The sequence below is a fragment of the Gilliamella apicola genome (assembly GCF_003202655.1).
Taxonomy (GTDB): Bacteria; Pseudomonadota; Gammaproteobacteria; order Enterobacterales; family Orbaceae; genus Gilliamella; species Gilliamella apicola_R.
Genome location: NZ_QGLR01000015.1, coordinates 65,186 through 91,758, shown reverse-complemented (window position 1 = coordinate 91,758; position 26,573 = coordinate 65,186). Strand labels below are relative to the sequence as shown.

23 protein-coding genes are annotated in these 26,573 nt (G+C 36.2%); 9 read left to right on the top strand and 14 right to left on the bottom strand.

Annotation, left to right across the window (positions count from 1 at the left end; translation table 11 throughout):
* Positions 1 to 27: 27 nt before the first annotated feature.
* The 6 genes from rne (at position 28) to metA (ending at position 7,552) form a co-directional block, all read left to right on the top strand.
* Entirely contained in the window at positions 28 to 2,706 is a 2,679-nt protein-coding gene (rne, locus tag DKK70_RS14130) for a ribonuclease E (protein ID WP_110434574.1), read from the top strand.
* 63 nt (positions 2,707 to 2,769) lie between these two features.
* Positions 2,770 to 3,699, top strand: coding sequence for an ABC transporter permease subunit (locus DKK70_RS14125; protein ID WP_110434573.1), 930 nt, complete (start codon positions 2,770 to 2,772; stop codon positions 3,697 to 3,699).
* Positions 3,692 to 4,552 (top strand): ABC transporter permease subunit, encoded by an 861-nt coding sequence (locus tag DKK70_RS14120; protein WP_110424335.1) that lies wholly within the window; start codon positions 3,692 to 3,694, stop codon positions 4,550 to 4,552. Before DKK70_RS14125 ends, DKK70_RS14120 begins: the two co-directional genes overlap by 8 nt.
* A gap of 2 nt (positions 4,553 to 4,554) precedes the next feature.
* Entirely contained in the window at positions 4,555 to 5,544 is a 990-nt protein-coding gene (gene sapD, locus DKK70_RS14115; RefSeq protein ID WP_034883756.1) for a putrescine export ABC transporter ATP-binding protein SapD, read from the top strand.
* 21 nt (positions 5,545 to 5,565) lie between these two features.
* A complete protein-coding gene (locus DKK70_RS14110) occupies positions 5,566 to 6,378 on the top strand; it encodes a peptide ABC transporter ATP-binding protein (protein ID WP_034883755.1) in 813 nt (270 codons plus the stop codon).
* Positions 6,379 to 6,619: 241 nt separating this feature from the next.
* Positions 6,620 to 7,552 (top strand): homoserine O-acetyltransferase MetA, encoded by a 933-nt coding sequence (gene metA, locus DKK70_RS14105; RefSeq protein WP_034883754.1) that lies wholly within the window; start codon positions 6,620 to 6,622, stop codon positions 7,550 to 7,552.
* 166 nt (positions 7,553 to 7,718) lie between these two features.
* Here metA and fucO read toward each other — a convergent pair whose 3' ends face one another.
* The 9 genes from fucO to DKK70_RS14060 all read right to left on the bottom strand — a co-directional run bounded on the left by fucO (position 7,719) and on the right by DKK70_RS14060 (position 18,695).
* Positions 7,719 to 8,870 carry a lactaldehyde reductase gene (gene fucO / locus DKK70_RS14100; protein ID WP_110434572.1) on the bottom strand — a complete coding sequence of 384 codons (1,152 nt, stop codon included), beginning with the start codon at positions 8,868 to 8,870 and terminating at the stop codon, positions 7,719 to 7,721.
* Between the two features lie 18 nt (positions 8,871 to 8,888).
* On the bottom strand, positions 8,889 to 9,695 hold the full coding sequence (yfaU, locus tag DKK70_RS14095) for a 2-keto-3-deoxy-L-rhamnonate aldolase (RefSeq protein WP_034883751.1): 807 nt from the start codon (positions 9,693 to 9,695) through the stop codon (positions 8,889 to 8,891).
* Positions 9,696 to 9,750: 55 nt separating this feature from the next.
* Entirely contained in the window at positions 9,751 to 11,016 is a 1,266-nt protein-coding gene (locus DKK70_RS14090) for an MFS transporter (RefSeq protein ID WP_110434571.1), read from the bottom strand.
* A 143-nt stretch (positions 11,017 to 11,159) separates the two neighbouring features.
* Complete coding sequence (rhmD, locus tag DKK70_RS14085; protein ID WP_110434570.1) at positions 11,160 to 12,365, bottom strand: L-rhamnonate dehydratase; 1,206 nt, start codon at positions 12,363 to 12,365, stop codon at positions 11,160 to 11,162.
* Positions 12,366 to 12,393: 28 nt separating this feature from the next.
* Positions 12,394 to 13,152, bottom strand: a complete 759-nt coding sequence (locus DKK70_RS14080) for an IclR family transcriptional regulator (protein ID WP_110424329.1) — start codon at positions 13,150 to 13,152, stop codon at positions 12,394 to 12,396.
* 618 nt (positions 13,153 to 13,770) lie between these two features.
* Positions 13,771 to 14,547, bottom strand: coding sequence for a class I SAM-dependent methyltransferase (locus DKK70_RS14075; protein ID WP_110434569.1), 777 nt, complete (start codon positions 14,545 to 14,547; stop codon positions 13,771 to 13,773).
* Positions 14,548 to 14,754: 207 nt separating this feature from the next.
* Positions 14,755 to 16,467, bottom strand: coding sequence for a dihydroxy-acid dehydratase (gene ilvD, locus DKK70_RS14070; RefSeq protein ID WP_086365903.1), 1,713 nt, complete (start codon positions 16,465 to 16,467; stop codon positions 14,755 to 14,757).
* Positions 16,468 to 16,494: 27 nt separating this feature from the next.
* Positions 16,495 to 17,763, bottom strand: coding sequence for an MFS transporter (locus DKK70_RS14065; protein ID WP_110434568.1), 1,269 nt, complete (start codon positions 17,761 to 17,763; stop codon positions 16,495 to 16,497).
* Between the two features lie 14 nt (positions 17,764 to 17,777).
* Positions 17,778 to 18,695 carry a dihydrodipicolinate synthase family protein gene (locus tag DKK70_RS14060; RefSeq protein ID WP_110434567.1) on the bottom strand — a complete coding sequence of 306 codons (918 nt, stop codon included), beginning with the start codon at positions 18,693 to 18,695 and terminating at the stop codon, positions 17,778 to 17,780.
* A 224-nt stretch (positions 18,696 to 18,919) separates the two neighbouring features.
* Here DKK70_RS14060 and DKK70_RS14055 point away from each other — a divergent pair, with 224 nt between their 5' ends.
* Entirely contained in the window at positions 18,920 to 20,062 is a 1,143-nt protein-coding gene (locus DKK70_RS14055; protein WP_110434566.1) for an iron-containing alcohol dehydrogenase, read from the top strand.
* A gap of 52 nt (positions 20,063 to 20,114) precedes the next feature.
* Here DKK70_RS14055 and DKK70_RS14050 read toward each other — a convergent pair whose 3' ends face one another.
* A complete protein-coding gene (locus tag DKK70_RS14050; RefSeq protein ID WP_034883954.1) occupies positions 20,115 to 20,867 on the bottom strand; it encodes an IclR family transcriptional regulator in 753 nt (250 codons plus the stop codon).
* A 257-nt stretch (positions 20,868 to 21,124) separates the two neighbouring features.
* Here DKK70_RS14050 and pgi point away from each other — a divergent pair, with 257 nt between their 5' ends.
* Positions 21,125 to 22,774, top strand: coding sequence for a glucose-6-phosphate isomerase (gene pgi / locus DKK70_RS14045; RefSeq protein ID WP_110424324.1), 1,650 nt, complete (start codon positions 21,125 to 21,127; stop codon positions 22,772 to 22,774).
* A gap of 88 nt (positions 22,775 to 22,862) precedes the next feature.
* Here pgi and crr read toward each other — a convergent pair whose 3' ends face one another.
* The 4 genes from crr to DKK70_RS14025 all read right to left on the bottom strand — a co-directional run bounded on the left by crr (position 22,863) and on the right by DKK70_RS14025 (position 25,886).
* Positions 22,863 to 23,366 (bottom strand): PTS glucose transporter subunit IIA, encoded by a 504-nt coding sequence (crr, locus tag DKK70_RS14040; RefSeq protein ID WP_110434565.1) that lies wholly within the window; start codon positions 23,364 to 23,366, stop codon positions 22,863 to 22,865.
* A gap of 9 nt (positions 23,367 to 23,375) precedes the next feature.
* Positions 23,376 to 25,103, bottom strand: coding sequence for a phosphoenolpyruvate-protein phosphotransferase PtsI (gene ptsI, locus DKK70_RS14035; RefSeq protein WP_110434564.1), 1,728 nt, complete (start codon positions 25,101 to 25,103; stop codon positions 23,376 to 23,378).
* A gap of 52 nt (positions 25,104 to 25,155) precedes the next feature.
* Positions 25,156 to 25,413, bottom strand: coding sequence for a phosphocarrier protein Hpr (gene ptsH / locus DKK70_RS14030; RefSeq protein WP_034883950.1), 258 nt, complete (start codon positions 25,411 to 25,413; stop codon positions 25,156 to 25,158).
* A 140-nt stretch (positions 25,414 to 25,553) separates the two neighbouring features.
* Complete coding sequence (locus tag DKK70_RS14025; RefSeq protein ID WP_110434563.1) at positions 25,554 to 25,886, bottom strand: hypothetical protein; 333 nt, start codon at positions 25,884 to 25,886, stop codon at positions 25,554 to 25,556.
* A 125-nt stretch (positions 25,887 to 26,011) separates the two neighbouring features.
* Between DKK70_RS14025 and DKK70_RS14020 the strand changes: the two genes are divergently transcribed.
* A complete protein-coding gene (locus DKK70_RS14020; RefSeq protein ID WP_110434562.1) occupies positions 26,012 to 26,554 on the top strand; it encodes a UPF0149 family protein in 543 nt (180 codons plus the stop codon).
* The last annotated feature ends 19 nt before the right edge of the window (positions 26,555 to 26,573 follow it).

Below are 26,573 nucleotides of genomic sequence, written 5' to 3'. Positions count from 1 at the left end.
ATTTAGATTAATCAAGAGTGTAGAATAATGAAAAGAATGCTAATCAACGCAACACAGCAAGAAGAGCTGCGCGTTGCCCTTGTTGATGGCCAACGCTTGTATGATTTAGATATCGAGAGCCTTGGTCACGAACAAAAAAAAGCCAATATTTATAAAGGCAAAATTACTAAAATCAATCCTAGTTTAGAAGCCGCTTTTGTTTCGTATGGTGGCGAGCGAGATGGTTTTTTACCATTAAAAGAGATCGCTGAAAGCTATTTCCCTTCAAATATTTCTGGCCGTCGCAGTATTAAACATTTACAAGAAGGTCAAGAAGTCCTTATTCAAATTGAAAAAGAGATTCGTGGCAAAAAAGGGGCAGCGTTAACAACTTATATTAGTTTAGCCGGTAGCTACTTAGTATTAATGCCAAATGACCCAAGAGCTGGTGGGGTTTCGCGTCGTATTGAGGGTGAAGAGCGTGCTGATCTAAAACGCGTTATCGATGCGTTAGAAAAACCTAAAGGCATGGGCGTCATTGCAAGAACCGCTGGCGTGGGTAAAAGCCAAGAAGAGTTACAACAGGATTTAAATGCCTTAGTTAATTATTGGACCGCAATTCAAAATGAGTCTAAGAATCATCCCGCACCAAGTTTAATTCATAAAGAAAGTGATATTATTACGCGCGCATTTCGTGATTATTTACGTGATGATGTCGGTGATATTCTTATCGATAATCCAAAAGTACTTGAGATTGCAAAAAAACGCTTAGTTGACTTAGGTCGAGTTGAGTACGTTAGTCGCCTTAAACTTTATGATGGTGATGTACCACTGTTTAACCATTTCCAAATCGAAGGTCAGATTGAATCCGCATTCCAACGTGAAGTTCGCTTACCATCTGGTGGTTCGATTGTAATCGATGCGACCGAAGCATTAACTGCGATTGATATTAACTCTGCTAAATCTATTCGTGGTAGCGATATTGAAGAGACAGCATTTAATACTAATCTTGAAGCGGCAGAAGAGATAGCTCGCCAATTACGTTTACGTGATTTAGGTGGTTTGATTGTTATTGACTTTATTGATATGACACCAATTCGTAATCAACGAGAAGTCGAAAATCGTCTAAAAGAAGCCATGAAAACTGACCGAGCAAGAATTCAAACCACGCGTATTTCCCGTTTTGGTTTGCTTGAAATGTCTCGCCAACGTTTAAGCCCATCTTTGCGAGAAGCAACCCATCATATTTGTCCGCGTTGTCAAGGAACTGGTACCGTTCGTGATAATAATTCATTATCACTGTCAATTCTTCGTTTAATTCAAGAAGAAGCGATGAAAGATAATACCGTGCAAATTGACGTAATAGTACCAGTGCCAATTGCCAGCTACTTGCTCAACGAAAAGCGCCGAGCAATTACTAATATTGAAAGAATGCACCCAGATGTGAAAATCGTTATTGCTGGCGATGAAGAGATGGAAACACCGCTTTATAAAGTGATTCGTAAACGCAGTGGTGAAGAGACCGATGTACTAAGTTACAATTTACCTAAGCTGATTCGTGAACTTGAAGAAGAGGAAGAAGATCAAGTTGCTGAGTTGGTGGTAGAGCAAGCAGTATTATCGGGCCCTAAAGTCGAAGCGAGCAAGTCAGCTAAGGCGAAAACCGAACCGAAACAAGTTGAAAAATCTAGCGGTTTATTTGTTGGTTTCTTTAAGAAGCTTCAGCAGCTGTTTGCTTCTCAAGAGGATGAACCTAAGCCAGAAGTTAAACCTCAGTCAAATAAACGACGAGATAACCAACGTACAAATAATCGACGTCAACGTAATAACCGTAATAGTAATAATGGTTCAGTAGCAAATAATACAGCAACTGAAGAGGTTAAAGAGACTACGCGCCCTAATCGTCGAAGTAAACAAAATGGTAATACCGCGAATACCGCAAATGCCGCTAATACAGCGAATAACATTAAAGCCGATAAAGTAGCGAGTGAACCGGTACAACCAAAACAAAAGGAAGCGAAACCAAGGCGACAACAGCGTACATTAACTAAGAGCGTTCGGGTTAAAAATAGTGATGCGGCGGTACCAGATGAAAAAGAGCGTATCGTTATTCCGACATTATTAGTGCCAGTTATTGTTCCTGAATCAGACGATAATAACGTAACCGCTGATGCCCAACCGAAACGTCAACGACGAACTTCTCGACATTTGCGTATGAATGCCCCTCGGACTAAACGACGTGGCAAAAATACCGAATTAAAACAGTCAGCAATGCCATTAGAATTTGCTGCCGCCTCATTAGAGCTGGCATTAGGTCGTGTAGCGGTTGATTATAGTCAAGTGAGTCGAGATGAGCCAAGTAACACTGTTACCGTGATCCCTTCACTGTTATTACCAATTATAATCAAAGATGAGGTCTCTACAGCTAACGCTAAACAAGATGTTGCAAGCATATCGCAATCAAATATCACAACATCTGCTACTCAACCTAATATTGAGAAACAACCTATAGAACAAGAAATCAGCCAATCTACAGCTGATACTGCTTCAGGTTATTCATCATCAATAATGACTAAGGCTCCAGCTCCAGATTATGTGCAATCTGATAGTAAAATAAAGACTCGAGAAGAATTGGATTATCACTATGACGGTAAAGGTAATGCTGGTGGATTAAGCGCCCAAGATCATGCTTATGCCGCAGCAAGTAAACCGGTGATACCTGATTAGCCGACAACTAAAACAGCGGTGATGGATATCACCGTTGTTTTTAACTCATGATAAAGATAAACAATGATTATCTATATTTTAAAAAAAATAGTGACGTTTTTATTCATTATCTGCGTGCTTGCCCAGATTAGCTTCTGTCTGGTTTACTTTGTTCCTCAATCTATTTTTAGTGATTTAACTTTTATTGATGCCTATAGTGCTTTTTTTAAACAGTTACTACAAGGTCAATTTCGTTTAGCATCTGGTGAAACTTTACCATTTTTAGATACCCTATTAACAACGTTTGAGCTATGTATTTTAGCGTTACTGGTGGCGTTACTTGTCGGCTTACCGTTAGGTATTTTTCTTGGATTAAGTAATATAAATTGGTTGAATGCCACTATTCGCTTAGCGAGTTTGATATTTTATTCTTGCCCGATTGTGATGTTGGCAACAATTGTGATGTATTATCTTTCGGCGAAATGGTCGATTTCTATGAACTTTGATATACCACCATCAGTAACAGGTAGCTCTTTGCTTGATATTTTAATCTCATCAAGGCCAGAAAAATTAAAAGCATTGTTAGATCAGCTTCACTATTTACTTTTGCCAACCATTATTTTAGCTATACAGCCAAGTATTATGACCATTCAGCTGGTGAGTGAAAACGTCAAAAATACCTCAAGGCAAAACTATATTAAAATGGCAATTATTCGGGAACGTTCGCCGTTTAAAGTATTACGTCGGCATCTATTACCCAATTCAATTCCGGCTACCATTCCACAATTGACCTATAACACTACGACTTTACTGTTTTTTACTATGGTGATTGAAATCTTATTTAATCGAGTTGGTTTAGGTCAATGGGTGATGATGGCGTATCGTAATCATAATTATTTTATTATTTCGATAGCCATTCTTGCGTGTGGAACGGTAATTAGTTTATTAACTTTATTAGGTGAGATAACGGCTATTGCTATTTATCCATTACGTCATAAGGAACATTATGTCTAGGATAATTCAGTTAGGTAAGCGAATAAATTCGTGTTTCCATCGACTTCATAGCAATTTATATCTGATTGTCAGTTTTTATGGGATTTTAGCAATTGCTTTTATTGCATTATCAACCAAATGGTTCTTTCATGCGCATTTAAATCCCATCTATGTAAGCTCCTTACCGCCAGCTTGGTGGCCTAATGGTGATATTAATCATATTTTAGGAACTACTGAGCAAGGACAGGATATTTTTGACTATTTATTAATAGGTTATCGGTCAACGATTGTAATGACGCTAAAAGCAGTTTTTTATGTCATTATAATCGGTGGCGTAATTAACTATTTAATGTTTTTTGTCACATTTATCCGGCCTTTTATTCTATTTATCTTTAGATTTTTTATGGTAGTACCGCCATTGCTTGGGGTAATTGTTATCAGTTTGTTATTGGAAGATGATATTACCAATATATTAATTGTGATTGGTTTATCCTATGCACCGCGCTTTATTTATAATATCCATCAACGGGTTATAAAAGAGTCGAATAAAACCTATATTACGGCATATCGTTTAGATGGCTTATCTTCATTTTCGATTTTAAATCATTATATTATCCCCAATATTTTACCGGTTTACTTAGCTGAAGTGGTTTCATTATTTGGTTCGGTTATTTTAGCTATTACCACCATTACCTTTTTAGGCTTTGCTAATGACTTTTCTCGGCCGGACTTAGGCATGATGATGTTTAAAATGAAAGACATTATTGATGTTAATTTGCTGGCTTTTTTAGCGCCGGGTATTGCTGTTTCTGCTACAATTACGTTGGTTTATTTATTCAATTTTGGATTATACGGCCAGCGAGTAGGGCATTAATTATGGCATTATTAGACATTCGCAATTTAACCATTGAGTTTATTACTCCTGATGGCCTGTTGCGGGCAATTGATCGGGTTAATTTGAAATTATCAGAAGGCGAAATCCGAGGTCTGGTTGGTGAGTCGGGTTCCGGTAAAAGTCTGATCGCCAAAGCGATATTAGGTGTGAATAACCATAATTGGAAGATTTCCGCTGATCGTTTCCATTTTAATGATGTCGATTTGCTTAAATTGACCGCCAAACAACGGCGAAAAGTGATAAGTGATAATATTTCGATGGTGTTCCAAGAGCCGCAATCTTGCTTGGATCCTTCGATGAAAATCGGCCAACAGTTAATTGAAGCCATTCCTCGCAGAACCTTTAAAGGCCATTGGTGGCAACGCCTATTTTGGCGTAAGAATCGCGCAGTTGAATTATTGCATCGCGTTGGGATTAAAGATCATAAAGAGATCCTCAAATCCTATCCATTTGAATTAACCGAAGGTGAATGTCAAAAAGTGATGATTGCTATAGCATTAGCCAATCAACCTAAATTACTGATTGCCGATGAACCAACTAACGCCATGGAAGCGACCACCGAAGCGCAAATTTTCAGATTGCTGGCCAGTATGAATCAGAATATGGGGACGACGATTTTACTCATTAGCCATGATCTACAGATGGTTACTCGTTGGACTGATCGTATCAATGTCCTATATTGCGGACAAACCGTTGAGGTAGCTGATAGTGAAGATTTGATTAAATCACCTTATCATCCATATACGCAGGCATTGATTTATGCGATTCCTGATTTTGGTAAAGCGATGCCTCATAAAAGCCCTTTAAATACCTTACCTGGGGTTATTCCATCATTAGAACATTTACCTATTGGTTGCCGCTTAGGGCCTCGTTGCCCTTATGCGCAAAAAAAATGTATACAAGCACCAGAACTTATCCCAATAAAAGATCATTCGGTAGCCTGCCATTTTCCATTAAATACTGATGAGTAATTTGAGATATAGGAATAGTTAATGAACCCAATATTAAAAGTCCGCAATTTATCAAAACGATTTAAAATCCCTAAAGGACTCTTTGGTCATTTACAAATTGATGCCGTCAAACCTTTGTCGTTTTCGCTTAACGAAGGTAAAACCTTAGCCATTATTGGGCAAAATGGTTCCGGAAAATCGACATTAGCTAAAATGTTGGTGGGTATGATAAAGCCAGACAGTGGCGATATTTGGATCGATGGTAATAAAGTTGAATATGGCGATTATGGGCATCGTTCGCAACTGATTCGCATGATATTCCAACATGTGGAAAGTTCTTTTGATCCAAGACTTCGCATTGGTCAATTACTGGAAATTCCACTTAAACGCAATGCCAATTATACCGCTCACGAACGAGAAAAATTGATTAATGATGTTTTAAAACAAGTAGGTTTATTGCCGGAACACGCCTCTTATTATCCATCTGTGATGGCTGCCGGGCAAAAACAACGCGTTGCGTTAGCTAGAGCTTTAATTTTAAAACCCAAAGTGATTATTCTTGATGAAGCTTTAGCGGCTTTAGATATCTCAATGCGTTCACAAATTGTTAATTTGATGCTGTCGCTACAACAAGAACAAAATATATCTTATGTCTATGTCACACAAGATATTGGCATGATGAAACATATTAGTGACCAAATTATCGTTATGCATAATGGTGAATTGGTTGAATATGGTAATACTGCTGAAGTTTTGGCTTCGCCACTAAGTGAAATCACACAAAAACTTATCAATAGCTATTTTGGTGAGGCGTTAACCGCAGATACTTGGCGGACCGATACCCGAGCCATTTAAATTCACCTCTTTGCTATATAGATTATCGATAACGGTTAACAGTTAAATCCAATTAGTTTGCTATTATTCTGATTTTGTTGGCAATATCCTGGCTATTATTTCTAATAAAAACGCTCGACAAATTTTCTAAAACCCACTATATTTAGCTATATAGATTTCTAGACGTCTATTTGAAAAATTATAAAAAGTAATTAATATAAAAAATAATTAATATAAAAAGTAATTAATAGGAGCTTTTGATATGCCTATCTGTATTCCTGATTCATTACCGGCAGTAGATGTATTACGTAATGAAAATGTATTTGTGATGACCTCAACGCGTGCTAATACTCAAGAAATTCGTCCATTAAAGCTTCTTTTTTTAAATTTAATGCCTAAAAAGATCGAAACTGAAAATCAGTTTTTACGGCTACTCTCTAATTCATCTTTACAAGTCAATATTCAACTACTACGTATTGATCAACGTGAGTCAAAAAATACCCCTGTAGAGCATTTAAATAGTTTTTATTGTGATTTTGAAGATATTCGTGAACAGAATTTCGATGGTCTAATTATCACTGGCGCACCATTAGGTAAAGTTGCTTTTTCCGATGTGGTCTATTGGCCTAAGTTAGCTGAAATAATTACTTGGGCGAAAGATCATGTAACCTCAACCATGTTTGTTTGCTGGGCGGTGCAAGCGGCTTTAAATGTACTCTATGATTTGCCGAAATTCACCCGTTCACAAAAGTTATCTGGCGTTTATCAACACCAAATCTTGCAACCAAATGCGATTTTAACCCGAGGTTTTGACGATACGTTTCTAGCACCACATTCGCGTAATGCTGATTTTCCAATTGATAAAATTAAAAACTATACCGATTTAAATATCTTAGCTGAGTCAGAAATCACAGGTCCATACTTAATGGCAACCGCCGATAAACGAATGGCGTTTGTAACCGGTCATCCTGAATATGACTCATTTACTTTGGCTAATGAATATTCTCGTGACTTAAAAGCCGGTATTAACCCTGAGATCCCTTATAACTACTTCCCAGAAAATAATCCCGATTTAACGCCAAAAGCGACATGGCGAAGTCATGCCTATTTACTATTTAGTAATTGGCTCAACTATTACGTTTATCAATTAACACCATTTGATTTAACGACTCGTAATTTGACAATTGATGATTAACGATTAACGATTAACGATTAACGATTAACGATTAACGATTAACGATTAACATTAACGTTAACGATAGATGATAGATGATAGATGATAGATGGATTTATTAAATGAATAACTCCATCTATTTGATAATCATTAACTATTGCTATTCATACAACGTAAATAACTAAAATTAAAAAACAGAATGATATAATTTTTCAATATCTGATAGGTTTGTTTCTCTTGGATTTCCTTGAGTACACACATCAGCATAGGCTGCTTCGGCTAGTGCTGTTATATCTTCTTTCTTTACGCCAACCATATGTAAATTTGTGGGTATTTTGACGTCATGATTTAACTGAAAAACGGCATTCACGGCTGCATTTCGAGCATCTTCAATCGACATCTCTTCACTATTTTTTATCCCCATTGCTTTGGCTATATGCCGATATTTTTCACCGGTGTATGGTGCATTATATTGCATGATATGTGGAAGTAATATTGCATTAGCAACACCATGAGGAACATTATAAAAAGCACCCAATGGATGCGCCATACCATGAACTAAGCCGAGACCAACATTGGAGAATCCCATTCCGGCAATATATTGACCTAAAGCCATTTGCTCAACGGCATTAAGATCGCCATTTACTGAATCGCGTAGTGAACGAGAGATAATTTCAATGGCTTTCAAATGAAACATATCACTCATCTCCCATGCACCTTTCGTGATATAACCTTCTATTGCATGAGTCAGTGCGTCAATACCGGTTGCTGCTTTTAAACTAGCTGGCATACTCATCATCATATTAGGATCAACTAAAGTGAGAACCGGTATATCGTGAGGATCCACACAGACAAATTTTCTTTTATTCTCTTCATCGGTAATCACATAATTGATAGTCACTTCTGCTGCTGTTCCTGATGTTGTTGGAATAGCAATGATTGGAATCGATGGTTTTTTGGTTTGCGCTAAACCTTCTAAACTACGAATATCGGAAAATTCAGGATTATTTATCACAATTCCAATCGCTTTAGCGGTATCTTGCGGTGACCCACCACCAATCGCTATTAGATAGTCTGCATTTGATTGCTTAAATATCTCTATTCCTTGTTTTACTATACTTATTGTTGGATTCGGCATAACTTCATCAAATATTTGATAATCTAATTTTGCCGAATCAAGTAACTCAGTAACTTTAGTTGCCACGTTAAATTTAATCAGTTCTTTATCAGTAACCACTAAAGCTTTTTGATAGCCACGTTTTTTTACTTCATCGATAATATTATTGATTGAATTCACCCCAAAATATGCGGTTTGATTCAAAATCATTCTATGACTCATTTTTAACCTCTTTCTTTATTAATATGCAACTGAAGATGATTTATTGGGGTTTTTTAACTGTTTAAAGTGTTTTAATCGTTCATCAATCGCCTGCATATACAACATGGTATCCACGCCAACAGCAACGAAATTTGCTCCCCATGAGATACATTTTTGCGCCATTTCGATATCAACCGCTAAAAATCCAGCCGCTTTACCTAATTGCCTAATCCTTTTAATTGTTTTTTCAATAATTTTTTGTACATCTGGATGTCCAGCATTATCAGGATAACCTAAGGATGCCGATAAATCTGCCGGGCCAATAAATACGCCATCTACCCCGTCTGTCATAACGATTTCATCAAGATTTTCGAGGGCTTTTTTACTTTCAACTTGTACTAACAAACAGAGTGAATCGTTGACTTGTTGCATGTACTTTTCAATTTTTCCCCAGCGGGCAGCTCTGGCCACACTGGCGCCTACACCTCGAGTGCCTTCGGGTGGATAACGTGTCGCTGAAACGACAGCTTTGGCTTGTTCACCTGTTTCAACCATCGGTATTAATAAAGTCTGAGAACCAATATCTAGAATCTGTTTAATGTTAGCCTGACTGCCTTCTAAAGGGCGCACGACAGGATGACTGGCATATGGAGCGATTGCTTGTAGCTGGGTGAGTAAGGTTTGTGCTGTATTTGGTGCATGTTCACCATCAAGTAGTAACCAATCATATTCTGAGGTTGCAGCAATTTCAGCCATATAAGATGTCGCTGAAGATAACCAAAGACCAATTTGTAAATTTCCTTGAGTAATTTCTTGTTTGAATTTGTTTTCCAATAGTTTTTTCATTATGTTATTCCTAATGTATTAGGAGCTTATTGATAAAATCAATAAGCTCAGTTGGTTAACTATTTTTGTTAGTTTGTTTTAGCATGAATATAGTGATAGTGCCGACTATTGTTATCACTGCTAAAGTTAGTAAACCTGCTATATTGTTATCAAAAAGCGTTTCTGCTTTTACCCGAATAATTGGCGCGAAAAAACCACCAAATGCCCCAAACATATTAATAAATCCTATGCCTGCAGCTAGGGCTGCTCCAGATAACAGGTTGGTTGGTATAGTCCAAAAAACAGGTTGTACCGCAATAAAACCAATTGCTGCAAAACAAAGAGCAATAATTGCAATGATAGGGCTAGCCAGTGCGGAAATTCCAATACCTAAACCCGCTACCAATAATGTTATCGCAGCGATATTTCTTCTTTCTCCAACTTTGTCTGAATATCGAGGAATAAAATAAGTACCGAATAATGCAGCAATCCAAGGAATTGCTGCGACCAGTGAGGCTTTAAAACCAACCGTTGTTCCCATTAATTGAGCAACTTGGGTTGGTAAAAAGAAAATAAGCCCGTAAACACTTATTTGAATTATCATGTAAATAATGGCTAGATGCCAAACGGTGACATTACTGATAGCATCGATTATTTTAGAGGTGGTTTTGACACTCTCTTCTGATGATAATTTTTCTTGTAATGCTTGTTTTTCATCTTCATTTAAAAATCTAGCATTACTGATCTTGTCATCAAGGTAAATAAAAGTGACAACACCTGCTATAACAGCAAGAATACCTTCGATAATAAACATCCAGTACCAACCAGGATGATCTAAAAAGCCATGCATCTCTAACAAAGCCCCTGATAGCGGTGAGCCAAATGTTAGCGCCAAAGGTGCCCCCATATAAAATAACCCCATTATTCCGGCACGATGTTTTTGTGGGAACCATTGCGAAGTTAAATAGATCATACCAGGGAAGAAACCAGCTTCAGCCATACCAAGTAGTACACGAACCGTTAAAAATTTCCATTCAGAATCAGCATAAGCCATGGCCGCGGATAATAATCCCCATACTAAAGTTGTACCGCCAATCCAGTAACGAGCACCAAATTTACGCATTAATAAATTGGCTGGTGCGCCTAAAAAGGCATAAGCCACGAAGAAAATACCGGCTCCAAGTGCAAATGCTTCATTACTGAGTCCGGTATCTAATTGATATGCCGATTTGGCAAAACCAATATTTGCACGGTCTAAAAATGCTAATACGTAAAGTATTAACATGAATGGCACCAGTCTTAAACGGGTTTTGCTTACCGCTTTTTCGAGAATATTAGACATAAAAAACCCCCTCTCCATAAAAATGACAGAGATATAAATAATGTGCAGATGAGGAAAATAATTTTATTTAATCTAAAATCGCAGTTTTAAACTCCTTTTAAAACTGCAATAATCAATAAATAAACTTATTCTTCCTTATATAATTAATGAGAATAAGGACGAATTAATTTACATTCACGATTTAATTCAACACCAAATCCAGGTTTATCCAGTACCGATTTATGAATTTTTCCATTTACAGGAACCGGTTCATCAATCAATATTGGATCAAATTGTGGACGGAGTGTTGAACAATCCGGACTTGTCATTAAAAACTCACTAAATGGGGTATTTGTAAAGGTAATTACTGCATGGTGAGAATAAACGGATGAACCATGAGGTACGACAAGCTGCCCTTTTGATTTCGCAATTGCAGCAATTTCAAGTAAGGTGGTTAAGCCACCACACCAACCAACATCGGGTTGCATGATATCAATTCCAGTTTCAGATAATGTTCTAAATGATTGAATTGTTCCATGATGTTCACCAGAGGTCACCATCATTCCTGGCGGTGCATTGCGTTTTAACTCTCGGTATCCTTCATATTGTTGCGGAGGTAAACATTCTTCAATCCATTTTAAGTTATAAGGCGCACAAGCATAAGCAAGTTTTGTGGCGTAATTTACGTCTTGACTCATCCAGCAATCAAGCATGAGCCAAAAATCAGGTCCGCACTTTTCGCGCATGTCGGCAACCATTTGCGCATCTTTTTTGATACCTTGATCACCGTCATGAGGTCCCCAATGGGTAGGCATCTTGCCACCAATAAAGCCCATCTCTTTTGCCAAATCGGGGCGAGCACCAGTTGCATAAAATTGAATTTCATCACGAACTGCACCACCTAATAATTTATAGACAGGTAGATCAGTCACTTTACCAAATAGATCCCAAAGGGCTAAATCAACGCATGATATCGTGTTCATCACTAAACCACCTGAACCAGAATAATACATGGTGGCATTCATCATTTGGTCGTGAATTAGTTTGATATCAGAAACACATTTTCCTTCAATAAATCTATTTAGATGTTTTTCAACAATAAAACATCCCATTTCTCCACCAGTTGATACGGCAAATCCAATTTGTCCATTATCAGCTTCAACTTCGACAATAAGTGTTCCAAGAACGTTAATACCAAAAGATTGACGTGATTGCTCATACTCTTTATACTTACTCATTGGCGTGGCGATATGGTCGTCGATCCAGTGGTGGCCGCCCTGATCGTGATAGTCTGCCCCGCCACTACCTTTCTCGGCGGTTGCTCCTCCCATAAAATAAGCTCGTACTTCTTTTATTTTTGGTAGCTTCATTTACTTTCTCCTTTAAAAGTTACAAAAATTATTCGTACATAAGACAACCCAATTCTTTTGAGATATCTTTTGCACATTCCTTGATTTTAATCGTAATTTGCGGTAATACATGGTCGGTTATTTGAAATGTTGTTCCTACCGCTGATATAGCTGCTGCGATATTGTTTTGTGCATTAAATATAGGTGCTGCTATACATCTGATATTGATATAATCTTCTTCATTATCAAAACTACAACCTTGTTGGCGAATCTTGGCCAGTTCAGTATGTAGTGAACTCGATGTCATAATTGTATTTGCGGTTTTTTGTTCGAAGGTAATCTGGTTTACGATTTCAGTTATTTTTTCGCTTGGTTGGAAGGCTAATAAGCACTTACCTACCCCAGAACGGTAAAGGGAAACTTGTTTACCTACATAAGAACGAACACTGATTGTGCTGTGTGATTCACATTTCAAAATATAGTAAGCGGTTTTATTGTCTAAAATGCCTAAATGAGTTAAAAGCCCGGTGTTATTGGTTAATCTGGCAAGATGTTTTTTGGCTATTTCTCTAATATCAAAACAATTTGAAGCAAGTTCACCTAACTCGACCAATTTGATCCATAAAAAATAGTCACCATTCTGATCTTGTTTAATAAATTGATAGGACTTTAGTTCTTCTAATAAAAGATAAGCGGAACTTTTCGGTATTTGTAGACTGCTGATTATTTCGGCAGCACTACACCTTCCTTTAGAAGAGATAAAGTTAAGTATTTTTATTGTTCTTTGTAAAGCCGGTACTTTAGACATACATTCCTATATATTGTACTTTAATCCTGTATATTGGATGGGTCGATTTTACGTTTATCAAATCTGGGCACAACTATTTAATCGCATAATTGTGAAGTTGATCATAAAAAATTTATAATTAACAAATGGTTATTCCTCTATATTGGAATTTTTCGTTTTATTCCAGTATAGAGGAATTTAAAATAGTCTAATTTATAAGATGTTTTAAATTTGAGTGTTGTGATTTAAATTGAAATGATGAAATAGTGTGGTTTTTAATTAAAAACGATTTAGTAGTATAAATAAGATAACATGCAAATATTAGTTAGGTGGTATAGACTCCTCAATTATTTTTACAAATAATCTTCATCAATCAAAGCAGAGAGAATAATTATCTGAAAAAAATAATTAACCAATAAGAATATTGATTGATAAAGATTAAGACATACCACACTATTGGCAATAACACTGGTTAAAGGTTAATGTTATTACATCTTTACTCATTTCTGCACGTTTTAAGTATGAGTAGTTTACTCATACTTAAAACTTAACAACATGGTATAGACTTCTCAATTATTTTTACAAATCAATTTCAGTAACTCGAACCAAAGTAATTATATTTCTATGAGAAATATGTTTTTATTGTTTTTCTGCTGCTATTAAGAACATTGGTGTTGAATGATAATTAATTTGTTCAATTTCATCCCAAACTATCTTGGATATATCGTTGTGTATATGAATATTTTTATAGCCGATTGATTGTAGAATATTCATATCCCATTCAGGTCTAATTTCCTTACTCAATGGTAGTAATTTAGCGATTCGTTCCATTTCTTGCGTATTGGTTTGTCGATAATGATCTTCAATGCCATAATTCATGGTATTTTGTCTATCCTGCATATATTGTGAATAAAGATCTTTATTAAAAAGAAATAAGTACCAGTTTGCATCAAAATTAAGTAATTTTCCTTGAGAATTTAGTACCCGAAACCATTCTTGATAAGCTACTGTGGGATTACTTAGGTTCCAAGTTACATTACGTAACACAATTAAATCAAAATGATTATCGTCAAACGGTAAACAATGAACATCTGATAAAACAAAATTCACTTTTACCCGATATTGAGAGGCATTGTCTTTTGCTTGATCTATCATCGCTTGAGTAACATCAACTGCGGTTACTTCATGGCCAGCTAAAGCTAAGGTAATCGCCAAAAAACCAGGACCGGTTCCAATGTCTAATATCCGCAATTTATTTTTGTTAGGAGCATGGTTTAAGATTAACTTTTGCCAGATTTTTCTTTTATCCGTTGCCAGTTCGTCTTGGTTTGTTTGGCTGTATCCTTTCGCTCGGTTTGTCCAATAGATAATAAGATCTTGCAAAAGATTATCATCATTATTATTCGCTACTAGCACTTAGTTTCTCGCTTTTTTAAATAATTTTTAATTGTGAGACAGGTAGTATAATCATTATTACTCAATAAGATAATATCTACTACTATAACTTTATAGATAAGTTTTTAGTATTAGAAAATAGGTTATTATTTGAGATAGTTAAAGGTAAATTTTAGCGTGAATGATTTGAAATGCCACCAATGTGATAGGTGGCACTTTGTATCAATTTTATTCTATATAGGCACCGGCCATTAATGATTTAGCTCTTTCTGTATATTGTTTAAATACCCCTTTTCGTTTTGAATAATCGGGAGGTGTCCATTTTTGCTTACGTTTAGTAAATATTTCAGCAATTTCTTCTGCAGATTTAATTTCACCATTAATACCAATAATATTAAGTTTTCTAGCATGCACATCGATTTCGACAATATCATTATCTTCAACAAGTGCAATTGGACCGCCATCCGCAGCTTCAGGAGATACGTGACCAATGCATGGACCATGTGTTGCTCCCGAAAAACGTCCATCGGTGACCAATGCGACACTACCATTAAGACGCTTATCAAAGACAATTGCATCTGTGGTCATTAGCATTTCTGGCGCACCTGAACCTTTTGGCCCTTCATAACAAATGAAAATAACATCACCAGGATTAACCTTATTATTAATAATAGCCTCTTGAGCTGCTTCTTCCGAATTATAAACTTTGGCTGGTCCAGTATGTTTATGCATATCAGGACTACAGGCAGTATATTTTATAACTGCACCATCTGGCGCTATATTGCCTTTTAAAACAGCGATGGATCCCATTTTTTCTTTGTTAGGTTGGCGAATTAAATCATTTCGTTCTAATTTGTAATTATGCAAATATCCTAAATTACGGTCAAAGAAACCGGTTTGCTGCATCATTTCCAAATTATCACCTAAAGACTGTCCTGTAACTGTCATTACATCAAGATCGAGTAAATCCTTAATCATCCATTGAACCATAGGAATACCACCAGCAAACCATAATAATTCAGTTACATATTGTCCGCTTGGTTGCACATTTGTAAGGTATGGTACGGTGTTATTAATTCGATCAAATACATCTGCGGTTAATTCAAATCCTGATGCATGTGCGATAGCCGGTAAATGAATAAGCGCATTTGTACTACCACTGATAGCAGCGTGTACTTTAATGGCATTTTCAAATGCAGCAGGTGTAAGTATTTTACGAGAGGTTATTCCTTCTTTAGCTAGATACATGGCATGGTGGCCTGCAGATCTAGCCATCCTGCGAATTTCAGACATGGTCGAAGGTGCTAATGCGCTTCCTGGTAGTGCTAACCCGAGTGCTTCTGACATGCATTGCATTGTACTTGCGGTACCCATGAATTGACATGCACCAGCGGTAGGACAACCACATCTTTGTAAGGTTTGAATTTGTTTGATATCAATTTCACCTTTTTTATATTGTGCAGTGGCACCGCCTAAGTCTGATGTCGTCATATTAGGAGCAGGGCGCATTGAACCACCAGGAACATGAACTAACGGTATGTCAAGTCGTGCAGCTGCAATAAGGTGAGCAGGTACTGATTTATCACAACTAGAAATAAGTACTGCTGCATCATAGGGTATGACAGAACCATGAATTTCGACCATATTAGCAATCGCTTCCCTTGAGGCTAATATATAATTCATGCCATCATGACCTTGTCCCCAGCCATCACAAATATCTGTAACATGGCTACGTACTGAACGACCGCCTCGTTCATGCACGCCAAGAACAACTTCATAACCTAAACTATCGAGGTGATAACTACCCGGATGACTTTCTCCATAACAGTCATCAATAAGAACTTGTGGTTTTTCAGTATCTTCAACGGTATAATTCATGCCCATTCGTAATGCATCTAATTGTGACCATAGATCCCTGGCAAATTTACATTTTTGTTGCATAATTTCCTCCAATGCTTTTTTAATTTTTTATTTTGTTGGTTTTGCGGTTACAGCAGGTAGCGTGAATAATAGAATAATTGCAATGATTAAAGCCCCAACTAAGGTATATAGTCCTGCATTTTTACTTACGGTAACGGTTAATAAACCAACTAGATATGGCCCGATAAATCCTCCTAGATTACCAAGGGCATTGATTGTTCCTCGTACTCCACCTAAAACATTTGATGGGAATAATAGTGGTGGTAATGTCCAAAATGGGCCGGCGTATGCTTGTAGGAAAAAGCCACATAAAACCATCATTCCATAAGCAAGCCATGTACTGTTTTCTAATAATATAGATAACGTTAAACATACAGCAAACCCAATCATAGGAATTGCAGTATAGAGCCTACGATTCATGGTTTGGTCACATAATTTAGCAATATAGTATTGTCCAAATATACAAAGAATGTATGGTGCTGCGGTTAATAGTCCAACAATAGACATACCACTACCGGTTAATTGTTTAATTAACATTGGCATCCAAAGGGCAAAACCGTAAAAACCAATTTGGAAGAAGAAATAGATAGCAACCAGTTTCCATAAGTTGATACTACTTAATACTGTTTTAACACTTGCTTTGTCATCTAATTTTATAAGCGCTTTATCTTCGGCAAATTGTTGGTTTAACCAATTTAATTCTTTAGGATCTAGCCATTTAGCTTGATGAGGATAATCAGAAATAAGAGGCATCCAAACAAAGAGTAATGCTAAAGATATAATACCTTCAATGATAAACATTTCTCTCCAACCCCAAGCTTCAATTAACCAACCAGATAATGGACCGGTAATGATAGATGCTGCCGCTAAATTCATTTGGAAAAATGCAATTGCTCTAGCTCTTTCATGATTTGGAAACCAATGCCCAATCAATGCCAATATAGCAGGGTATACTCCCCCTTCAGCTACCCCCAATATAAAACGTATGATAAGTAATTGAATGGGATCTCGAACAAATCCTGTTATTGCAGCAAAACCGCCCCAAACAACAATAGTCCATGCGATAAATTTTTTGGCGCTATAGCGTTCAGCGATTTGACCACCGGGAATTTGTAAAAATATATAGCCAATAAAAAAGATCCCTGCGACAAGACCTGCGAAAGACGCGGTCATACCTAAGTCTTTATTCATTCCTCCGGCAATACCAATGGCAATATTTGTTCTGTCCATATATGCCACGATATACACCAGAATGGTAGCCGGAATTATATGTTTCCAACGCCCTTTAGGAATTGTTTTATCTTCTGTATTATTCATATGGATGCCTCCAATTATTTATTTATAATAGGAATTTGAGCAGACTCTAATACTTGAATTAATAGGTCTTTTTTGTTTTTTGGTAGTTTTGTTACCGGCGCCAAAACCTCAGTTGAAATATCTACTCCAGTTAGTTTAATAGCTTGTTTAATAACCCCAAAGAAAGGCGATTCAATCGCATAAACCGGCATTAATTTTGCTAATTGACGCTGTAATTTAAATGCGGTTTCGTAATCTTTTTTAATGAATGCCTTATAAATTCCCTTGGTGATTTTCGGGGCAAAATTAAATGTTGCTGGAATGCCACCATGACCACCAAGAATAAGCGTGTCTAACATATATTCATCAAATCCACTGAAGATGATAAAATCTGGACGGAAGGCGTGAACTCTGTTGATGACTTCTCGGGTATGGCTTATGTTATCAATGGTGTCTTTCAAACCAATAATATTTGGCTGCTCCTTGGCTAATCGAGTAATAACATCAATACCAATATCTTGGCCGGTTAATGCCGGGAAATTGTAAAGTAGCACTGGTATATCAAGATTTTCAGCGACAGTTTTATAATGGTGATAAATGGCATCACTATTCAATAAAGCATAATATGGATTAACCACTAAAACGGCATCTGCGCCTATTTGCGCTGCATGCTGACCATATTGAATAGTTTCTTTGGTACTTGGACTGGATATTCCAATCATCACTGGAATGCGTTTATTGATATGTTTTACCGCAAATTCAGCAACTTCAAGTCGTAGTTTCGGTGGCATATGACAAAATTCACCACCACTCCCTAAAATCAAAACGCCATCAGCTTCACTATCGATCAGATGATCTAATAGATTAGCCATTCCTTTTTTATCCAGTTCCCCATGTTTATCTACAATTGTCGGCACGGGTGGAAATATCCCTTTAAATTTTGCTAAACTCATTTCTTCTCCTTTGTTCATAATATGGAACTTTATTTCTTTCTTGTGAACGGATTATTGAGGAAAAAATTTTGAATTGCAATGCATTAATTCAAAAGAAAATTAATTTTGTGATCCTCCTCTCATTGTAAAAAATATTTTTTCGGCAAGTTTATTTTTTCCGTATAATGAAATTAAGTTCTTTTTGTGGGATTTTTTTTGAAATATGATTAATTAAAGAGGTAAATATGATTTATTACATTCCACCCGTTAATTTATTAGGAAAAGGATGTCTATCTGAGTTAGGGGTACCGGTTAAAAAACTAAATTGCCAAAAGGCATTTGTGGTTAGTGACAAGTTTTTAGTCGGTAATGGTACGGTAGATAGAGTAGTCGATATTTTAGCCAAAGAGGGGATTGAATCGGTTATTTTTTATGATGTTAAACCCAATCCTACCGTTGCTAATGTTGAAAATGCACTAAAATTATGTCAAGAATCTAAATGTGATTTTGTGGTTTCCATTGGTGGTGGATCACCTCAGGATTGTGGTAAAGCGGTTGCGGTGTTAGCAACTAATGGTGGCAAAATTACCGATTATGAAGGGATGCATAAAAGTAAACATAAATGTTTACCCATCGTGGCAATAGCAACCACTGCAGGTACTTCTGCCGAAGTTACCATCAATTACGTGATTACTGATGAAAGCAGACACGTAAAAATGATTATGGTCGATCCAAATACACTGGCATCAATAACGGTTAGTGATCCCGATTTAATGATTTCTAAACCAGCAAATTTAACCGCAGCAACCGGTATGGATGCGTTAACTCATGCAATAGAAGCGGTGGTTGCTAAAGGCGCGATGGATGTCACCGATTCGACCGCACTGTATGCAATTGGTCAAACCTTTAAATATTTGGCGCGCGCGGTTAAAAATGGTAATGATATTGAAGCCAGAGAGCAGATGAGTTATGCCTGCTTTTTAAACGGTATTGCTTTTAGTAATGCGGGTTTAGGTAATGTGCATGCGATGGCACATCAACTCGGTGGTCTTTATGATTTACCTCATGGGGTCTGTAATGCCATGCTATTATCGGTAGTTGAAAAGGAAAATGCGAAACATGCTCCAGAAAAATTTAGAGCGATTGCCGAAACAATTGGATTAGATACTAAAGATAAAACCGACCAAGAATGTGTTGATTATGTGATAAAAAGAATTGAAGATTTGGCACAAGAAGTCGGTATTCCTAAATCATTGAAGGAGTTAGGCGTCGATAATCCTGATTTTGAGTTGTTGGCAGAAAATTCAATGAAGGATGCTTGTGCCGGTGCTAACCCCGTCTTTTTTGATAAACAAAAACTTATTGAGCTATTTAAGAAGATAGCTTAATAAGTTATGGATTAAAATAGTTAAAATAATATTGAATCATTATGATTCAATATTATTGAAACTTGCTAGTCAGTTGTTGACATGCTTTACGCACTAGCTCTGAATATTTTTCGATCTTCTCTACCGGTAGTTGAAAAAGCACCCCAGAAATACTAATCGCCGCAATTGGTTCATGATTTTTATTAAAAATAGGAGCAGCGATACAATGGACACCTTTTACATCTTCTTGATTGTCATAGGCCCAACCTTGCGAGCGAATTTTTGCCAGTTCTTTTTTTAACTGTTTTTTGCTGGTAATTGTGGTGTCGGTATATTTAACCAATTTATCTTCTGGTATAAGTTGATCGATTTTCTCATCTGGCAACCAAGCTATCAATGCTTTACCAATACCGGAACTATGCAGAGGTAATTTTTTGCCTATCCAAGTACGAATACCGATAGCTTGGTCATTTTCAATTTTTGCAATATAGACTGAATATAGACCATCTAACACACCTAGATGGCAAGTTAAATTGGTTTGATCTCTTAATTTTGACATCAACGGTTCCGCTATTTTGGTGATATCAAACTGTTCCAGAGATTTATCACCCCATTCATGCAATTTTAATCCAAGATAATACTGGTTCTGATCTTGGCGCAAGATACCATGCATAACTAATGCATTAAGTAGGGTTGAAGTACTACTTTTGGGTAAATTAAGATCCTGAAATATTTGACTAAAAGTTGCACCTTTGTGATTATCTAAATAATCACAAATGCGTACTATTTTATCTAATGCAGGTACTAGAGTTTGAATATTTGGCATGAAATATCCTAATATAATAATGTCAAAAATTTAGTTATTTTATTGGTACTAATTAGTTAGAAAATTATTTTTTGAACGGTTATATGTATCAAATAGCTTATCTGTAACATTATATTCAAGTTATTTGATTAGGAAAAGAAAATAACTTTTATTATTTTTTATTTTAACTTAATTTGAAAGAATAAATCCTTATCTTGCATCATGTTAGGCATAGTTATATTATGGTTAATAGTGCTATATTAATTAAGGAATAAGTCATGTTAAAGTCAATTGATCCAACAACTACTTCCGCCTGGAAGTCCCTTCAAGCTAGTTATCAAAAGCATCACGCTAAAACCATTGCCCAAATTCTAAAAGATGAACCTAAGCGAGTTGAAAAGTTAAGTATTCCTTTTGAAGATGAGTTCTTGGTTGATCTTGCAAAAAATCGTGTAACGCAAGAGACATTAGAAATTCTTTATAAACTTGCCGATGAATGTGATTTAAATGGTGCCATTAAGGCTATGTACAGCGGTGAAAAAATTAATCGCACAGAAAATCGCGCCGTTTTGCATGTTGCGCTTCGTAATGTTTCAAATTCACCAATTTATGTTGATGGTAAAAATGTTATGGATGATGTCAATGCAGTGCTTGCTAAAATGGAATCCTTTAGTAAAAAAATTATTAGTGGTGAGTGGAAAGGTTATACTGGTAAAGCAATTACCGATGTAGTTAATATCGGTATTGGTGGTTCAGATTTAGGGCCACATATGATAACCGAAGCGCTAAGACCTTATAAAAATCATTTAACTATGCACTTTGTTTCAAATGTTGATGGTACGCATATTGTTGAAGCTTTAAAGGGTTTAAATCCAGAAACTACGTTATTTTTAGTTGCCTCAAAAACGTTTACAACTCAAGAAACGATGACCAATGCGCAAACGGCTCGTCAATGGTTACTTGATGCGGCAAAAGATGAGAAAGCCGTTGCGCTTCACTTTGTGGCGTTATCAACTAATGCCAAAGAAGTTGAAAAATTTGGTATTGATACAGCTAATATGTTTGAATTTTGGGATTGGGTAGGTGGTCGTTACTCTTCTTGGTCAGCTATCGGTTTATCGATTGTCCTTTCAATTGGCTTTGAAAACTTTAAACAGTTTTTAGCTGGTGGCCATGCAATGGATAAACATTTCCAAAGCGCACCAATTGAAAAAAATATTCCGACTTTACTTGCTTTAATTGGTATTTGGTACAATAACTTTTATGGTGCCGAAACCGAAGCGATTCTACCTTATGATCAATATATGCATCGTTTTGCCGCCTACTTCCAGCAAGGTAATATGGAATCAAATGGTAAAAGTGTGGATCGTAATGGTAACAAAACAGGTTATACAACCGGCCCAATTATTTGGGGAGAGCCGGGCACAAATGGTCAGCATGCTTTTTATCAATTAATTCATCAAGGTACTAAACTGATTCCTTGTGATTTTATTGCGCCAGCCATTAGTCACAATCCGGTTGGTGATCATCATCCGAAGTTACTTTCTAACTTTTTTGCCCAAACAGAAGCTTTAGCTTTTGGTAAGACAGCTCAACAAGTAGAACAAGAGTTTGTTGCTGCGGGTAAAACACTTGATGAAGTTAAATCTATTGTTCCATTTAAAGTCTTTGAAGGTAACAAACCAACCAACTCTATTTTAGTCAAGAAAATCACGCCTTATACATTAGGGGCACTGGTAGCGATGTACGAACATAAGATCTTTACCCAAGGTATTATTCTTAATATCTTTAGTTTTGATCAATGGGGAGTTGAGCTTGGTAAGCAATTAGCTGGCCGAATTTTACCGGAATTAGCTGATGATAAACCGGTGAGTTCGCACGATGATTCTACTAATAATCTAATTAATCAATATAAGAAATGGCGTTAACCACTATTTTGTGAATTGAATAAGTATTATGAATTGAATAAATAAAAAAAACCTTCAGCTTCTAAACTGAAGGTTTTTTTATAACTGATTATTTTTTAACACGCATTATTGGTGTTTTGCCCGCTTCAACTGAACCTGTTAGTTTAGTTAATTCAACCACGGTTTCCATATTTGAAATAACCACTGGGGTTAATACTGATTTAGCTCTACTTTCAAGTAAAGGTAGATCGATTTCAATGATAGTATCACCAATTTTAACTTGTTGTCCTTCTTCGGCAACGCGGGTAAAACCTTCACCTTTTAATTCAACAGTATCTATACCAAAGTGAACAAAAAGCTCGATACCTTCATCTGATTCAATCGCAAAGGCATGATTGGTTTCGAAAATTTTACCAATTTTACCATTTAATGGTGCAACAATTTTGTTTCCAGATGGTTTGATGGCTACGCCATCACCAACGATTTTTTCTGCAAAAACAACATCGGGTACATCTTCGATTTTAACGATTTCACCACTAAGCGGTGAAATAATTTCGATGTTATGTTTGTTATCATCAGATACAAATTGTTTAATTTTATCAAATAGCCCCATCATGGCCTCCTAACAAATTTGCTTTTCAGCAGTATATTTTTCAATTAAATCGGTTACTTCTTTAGCTGTTGCTTTTTCAAGAACCGTGTCAGCAAATTTCTTCGCTTCTTCATAATTAGTATTACGAATTAGTTTCTTAATTTTAGGAATTGATACCGCACTCATACTAAACTCATCAAGACCCATACCAAGTAATAAAATTGTTGCTCTTTCGTCACCAGCAAGTTCACCACACATTCCAGTCCATTTACCTTCTTGGTGAGACGCATCGATTACATTTTTAATTAAAGTTAATACTGATGGTGAAAGTGGATTATAAAGATGTGAAATCAATTCATTACCACGGTCAACAGCAAGGGTATATTGGGTTAAATCGTTAGTACCAATACTAAAGAAGTCAACTTCTTTCGCTAAGTGACGAGCAATGACTGCTGCGGCTGGCGTTTCGATCATAACACCGATTTCAATGTTTTTATCGAATGCTTTACCTTCAGAGGTTAATTGTTCTTTAAGGATGTTAATTTCAGATTTTAAGATACGAATCTCTTCAACCGAAATAATCATTGGGAACATAATACGTAATTTACCAAATGCCGAAGCACGTAAAACTGCACGTAACTGAGCATGTAAGATTTCTTTACGATCTAAACAGATACGAATTGCTCGCCAACCTAAGAATGGATTTTCTTCTTTTGGTAAATGCATATAAGGTACATCTTTGTCACCACCAATATCCATGGTACGAACAATAACCGATAAACCATTAGTTGATTCAGCAACTTCTTTATATGCTTTGAATTGTTCGTCTTCATTAGGATACGCATCACGATCCATAAATAAGAATTCAGTACGATAAAGACCAACACCTTCATAACCATTACGATCTGCACCAGCAATATCACGAACTGTACCGATATTGGCACAAATTTCAACTTGATGACCATCAAGGGTCACAGCTGGTAAATCTTTTAATTTTGCTAACTCTTCTTTATCAGCAATATATTTGGTTTGAACTTGTTTTAATTTTTCTTGAGTTGCGTGATCTGGATTAATGTAGATAGCATTGTTGATGGCATCTAAAATAACAAAATCGCCTTGTTTGATTGCTTGGGTTGCATTAGAGGTACCAACGATAGCTGGAATTTCTAATGAACGAGCCATAATCGATGTATGTGACGTACGACCGCCGGCATCAGTGATGAAACCTAATACCATATCTAAATTTAATTGCGCAGTTTCCGATGGTGTTAAATCAGTCGCAACTAAAATACAAGGTTGGCTAATAGCACTTAAATCAACAATTTCAATACCTAAAATATTTTTTAGCAATCGTTTACCAATATCTCGGATATCGGCCGCACGTTCTTTTAGATATTCATCATCTAAGTTCTCTAACTCTTTTGCTTGGGTTTCAAATACAGATTGGACTGCGGCATCAGCACTTGAGTGTTTACTTTTGATACGTGAAATAACTTCTTGTTCAAGATCTTCATCTTCAAGAAGCATAATATGACCTTCAAAAATGGCAGCTTTATCTTCACCTAAAGTGGTTTTTGCTCGCTCCATGATGGCATGTAATTGTTCGCTTGATTTTTCACGCGCTTCTTTAAAGCGATCAATTTCAGCATCAATTTTGTTATCTAGAATTTGCCTATTATTAATAATAATAGGTTCTTCTTTTAATAATAGCGCTTTTGCAAAAGCGATACCGGGGGAAACAAGTATACCTGATACCATAACATTTAATCCTTATCTAATATTAAAACCGTTTAAAGCTGATATGGGAGTATTATTCCAATTCAGGAATTAATTTTACTAAATGAGCTACTGCTTCTTTTTCATCTTCACCTTCAGCTGAAATAGTAATAGTAGTTCCTTGAGTTAATCCTAGTGTTTGTAATTTAAATAAGCTTTTAGCACTAGCACTTTTTCCATTTGATGTGACAGTAATTTCAGAATTGAAATTTTTAGCTTCCTTTACGAATTGTGCAGCAGGGCGGGTATGAAGACCGTTCGATGCAGTAATGGTTACATCTTGCTTATACATAATTATTTAACTCCCAAAAATATATTTATTCATGCGACAATATAAATAAAAACAGCTTGAAAGGCTAGTAAGATTTCACAGATATGTAACATTTAGTTAATCTTATTAGCCATAATCATCAAAGTTAGCTGATATATTTATTAATATTGGTAAATCCGAGTGATCTTATCACTACATTTTTTAAATTCTACCTGCCCGTGAATTCCTCGTTTGATATTTTCATATACTAACTCTTCACTACCATCTAGTTGTGAGGCACGGATCTCTTCTCGGCAGAAAGATTCAAACTTATCAAGTTCTTGTTCACTATTGCCTAACTGATAATTTTTAGGTAAATCTTGGCTAGTTACAACGGTATTTGTATTATTCTGCACATCAAGAACGATTATACCTTTGTTTGGTAGCCATGAACTACACGCAGTTAATGATATAACTATGTATAGCGATGTTAAAATTAATCTTAAAATGTTCAAAATAATTCCTTTATAAAGCGCAATAACCTGTTTATTATTTACAGTTAGGCGCAAATTATATACTAATAATGTGTGAAAGTGCAGGGGTGTATTTTTACCGTTATCACAAAACAAGGGTGGAATTCATGACAGATAGCAAAATTTATGATGAGCTTAATCGTCAACTTATTCAGAATAAAATTGGTATAACCGCAGCTGAATTACATGGATTTTTAACTGGCATCTTGGCAGGCGGAAATCATGACGAGAGCTGGAGAGTGTTAGTGCAAGACATGTTAAATGATGGGCAAAAAATTGCTGAACCGTTAAATAAACAAATAGAAAAATTATATCATTCAACAAAACAACAACTTATTGATGAAGATTTTGAGTTCCAGCTTTTACTTAGTGAACAAGATTTGTTTCGCCAAATTGATGATTTAGTTGGCTGGGTAAATCATTTTTTATTAGGTATTGGTTTAGTTCAACCAAAACTTAATCGGCTTAAAGGCGATGTAGGTGAAGCAATATACGACCTAAGACAAATAGTTAAACTCGGTTATGATGAAGATGAAGATCAGCAAGAGCTAGGTTTTGCATTTGAAGAGATCAAAGAGTACGTTCGAATTACGGCGATGTTATGTTTTGATGAATTTAATGAATCTGATATCACCCCAACTCTTCACTAAAATGCTGTATTATTGATCA

Coding starts and splice junctions, on each gene's coding strand:
- sapD (WP_034883756.1), top strand. CDS start 4,555: ATGGCATTATTAGACATTCGCAATTTAACCATTGAGTTTATTACTCCT.
- fucO (WP_110434572.1), bottom strand. CDS start 8,870: ATGAGTCATAGAATGATTTTGAATCAAACCGCATATTTTGGGGTGAAT.
- DKK70_RS14055 (WP_110434566.1), top strand. CDS start 18,920: ATGATTTATTACATTCCACCCGTTAATTTATTAGGAAAAGGATGTCTA.
- DKK70_RS14060 (WP_110434567.1), bottom strand. CDS start 18,695: ATGAGTTTAGCAAAATTTAAAGGGATATTTCCACCCGTGCCGACAATT.
- DKK70_RS14110 (WP_034883755.1), top strand. CDS start 5,566: ATGAACCCAATATTAAAAGTCCGCAATTTATCAAAACGATTTAAAATC.
- yfaU (WP_034883751.1), bottom strand. CDS start 9,695: ATGAAAAAACTATTGGAAAACAAATTCAAACAAGAAATTACTCAAGGA.
- DKK70_RS14125 (WP_110434573.1), top strand. CDS start 2,770: ATGATTATCTATATTTTAAAAAAAATAGTGACGTTTTTATTCATTATC.
- DKK70_RS14050 (WP_034883954.1), bottom strand. CDS start 20,867: ATGCCAAATATTCAAACTCTAGTACCTGCATTAGATAAAATAGTACGC.
- ptsH (WP_034883950.1), bottom strand. CDS start 25,413: ATGTATAAGCAAGATGTAACCATTACTGCATCGAACGGTCTTCATACC.
- DKK70_RS14065 (WP_110434568.1), bottom strand. CDS start 17,763: ATGAATAATACAGAAGATAAAACAATTCCTAAAGGGCGTTGGAAACAT.
- DKK70_RS14080 (WP_110424329.1), bottom strand. CDS start 13,152: ATGTCTAAAGTACCGGCTTTACAAAGAACAATAAAAATACTTAACTTT.
- ptsI (WP_110434564.1), bottom strand. CDS start 25,103: ATGGTATCAGGTATACTTGTTTCCCCCGGTATCGCTTTTGCAAAAGCG.
- rhmD (WP_110434570.1), bottom strand. CDS start 12,365: ATGAAGCTACCAAAAATAAAAGAAGTACGAGCTTATTTTATGGGAGGA.
- DKK70_RS14020 (WP_110434562.1), top strand. CDS start 26,012: ATGACAGATAGCAAAATTTATGATGAGCTTAATCGTCAACTTATTCAG.
- rne (WP_110434574.1), top strand. CDS start 28: ATGAAAAGAATGCTAATCAACGCAACACAGCAAGAAGAGCTGCGCGTT.
- DKK70_RS14120 (WP_110424335.1), top strand. CDS start 3,692: ATGTCTAGGATAATTCAGTTAGGTAAGCGAATAAATTCGTGTTTCCAT.
- metA (WP_034883754.1), top strand. CDS start 6,620: ATGCCTATCTGTATTCCTGATTCATTACCGGCAGTAGATGTATTACGT.
- crr (WP_110434565.1), bottom strand. CDS start 23,366: ATGGGGCTATTTGATAAAATTAAACAATTTGTATCTGATGATAACAAA.
- pgi (WP_110424324.1), top strand. CDS start 21,125: ATGTTAAAGTCAATTGATCCAACAACTACTTCCGCCTGGAAGTCCCTT.
- DKK70_RS14090 (WP_110434571.1), bottom strand. CDS start 11,016: ATGTCTAATATTCTCGAAAAAGCGGTAAGCAAAACCCGTTTAAGACTG.
- ilvD (WP_086365903.1), bottom strand. CDS start 16,467: ATGCAACAAAAATGTAAATTTGCCAGGGATCTATGGTCACAATTAGAT.